This is a genomic window from Variovorax sp. 01T439_2, assembly GCF_056398445.1.
On the sequence record NZ_JBFTPJ010001112.1, the window covers coordinates 1 to 1,719 of the forward strand.

At 64.1% G+C, this 1,719-nt stretch carries 3 protein-coding genes; all 3 read left to right on the forward strand.

The features are described from left to right. Positions 1-228: 228 nt before the first annotated feature. Positions 229-795 (forward strand): RNA polymerase sigma factor, encoded by a 567-nt coding sequence (locus AC1DOC_RS32515; protein ID WP_012747477.1) that lies wholly within the window; start codon positions 229-231, stop codon positions 793-795. After that, complete coding sequence (locus AC1DOC_RS32520; protein WP_012747476.1) at positions 792-1,220, forward strand: DUF3619 family protein; 429 nt, start codon at positions 792-794, stop codon at positions 1,218-1,220. Before AC1DOC_RS32515 ends, AC1DOC_RS32520 begins: the two co-directional genes overlap by 4 nt. Positions 1,221-1,336: 116 nt before the next feature. Continuing rightward, positions 1,337-1,719 (forward strand): DUF3106 domain-containing protein (locus AC1DOC_RS32525; RefSeq protein ID WP_478131425.1); only part of this gene is annotated, 383 nt, incomplete at its 3' end.

Genomic DNA, 1,719 nt, shown 5'->3' on the forward strand with positions numbered 1-1,719 from the left:
CTTGTGGGGCCGCGCCAGGACTTGAGGCCAAAGCCATGAGCGGACTGATGTTCCGCCGGACCTTGACCCGTTTGCCTTTTGACTTGCAGCGCGGATTATGACATTGATGAGCCAGCCGCCGCGCAAAAAACCCGGTGAAAAGGCACCGGGGCATAATCCGCGGCAGAAAAACATAAGCGCTTCCCGACATCCATTCCCCACGCGGCGCCCCCCGGCGCCCCCTCTCGCTTGGCCACTGAACAAGAACTTTCCGACTTTCTGAAGAGCGTCGAACGGCGCGCTTTCAAGCGCTCGGTCTACCACGTGCGGGACGAGGAAGCCGCGCTCGACATCGTGCAGGACAGCATGATGAAGCTGGCGCAGCACTACGGCGACAAGCCGCCGGAAGAGCTGCCGATGCTGTTCCAGCGCATTCTTTCGAATTGCACCCTCGACTGGTTCCGCCGTCAGAAGACCCGCCGCGCCCTGTTCTCCAACCTCGGCGACTTCGAATCTGCCGGAGACGACGGAGATTTCGATCTGCTGGAGAACTTCGTCTCGCCAACCGACTCCAGAGAAACGGAGAGTGCCGAGGACACGACCCGCCGCGCCCAGATCTTCCACGAGATCGAAGAACAGATCGCGGCTTTGCCAGGTCGTCAACGCGAGGCTTTCCTGATGCGTTACTGGGAAGAAATGGATGTGGCGGAGACGGCCGCTGCAATGGGCTGCTCCGAAGGCAGCGTCAAAACCCATTGTTCGCGGGCCGTGCACGCCCTGAGCAAGGCGCTCAAAGCCAAGGGAATTTCGCTATGAACACTAAGGTTCCAACCTCTTCTTTTGCTGCCGAGGATCAATTCGGCCGGCGCATCGCTGCGCGGCTGTCCGAGGGCAACCAGGAGCTGCCGCACGACATCGGCGAGCGGCTGCGGGTCGCGCGCGCGCAAGCCGTCGCCATGCGCAAGCAGGCACCCCAGCTGCGGGCAGCCTCGACGGTCATGCAGTCCGGCCATGTGGCAACGATGGGCGGCGGCTGGTGGACCCGCATCGGCTCGGTGGTGCCCCTGCTTGCACTGGCTGCAGGGCTGATCACCATCAGCGTGATGCAGGACGAGGACCGGGCGAGCGAATTGGCCGAAGTCGATTCCGCCCTGCTGACGGACGATCTTCCCCCTGCCGCCTACACCGACCCTGGTTTTGCCCAGTTTCTCAAGGTCAAGGCGGATGGCGCTTCCGACTGAGTCATTTCTCTGTTGAACGAATGCGACGCCCTCCCGTTTCCCGCACCGATACGCCTCGCCCGCTGCGCCCGCCAACGTCGGGCGCTGTCATTTGGGCGGGTGTCCTTGCCGCTGCGTTGTTCGGCCTGACGCTCGCCAGCGCCCAGACGCATTCGGAGCAGCCGCTCAAATCCGCCGGCAGCGGCGCACAGGCGGCGGGTTCRCCGCCATCCGCCTCGAAAACCGCCCCGGCCACCCGGCCGTACTGGAGCGAACTCAGCGCGAAGCAGCAGCAGGCGCTGCGGCCGCTCGCGCCGCACTGGCACGCCCTGAACCCGGGGCACAAGCGCAAATGGCTGGCACTGTCACGCAACTACGCGAACATGTCGGCCGATGACCAAGCCACCCTGCACAGCCGAATGATCGAATGGGCCGCCCTGAGCAATCAGCAGCGGGCCCAGGCGCGCCTCAACTTTGCCGAGGTGAAACGCGTCCCTGCCGACGAACGCAAGGCCAAGTG

Excerpts from the sequence above, each read along its gene's own strand:
- AC1DOC_RS32520 (WP_012747476.1), top strand. The coding sequence starts at position 792 with ATGAACACTAAGGTTCCAACCTCTTCTTTTGCTGCCGAGGATCAATTC.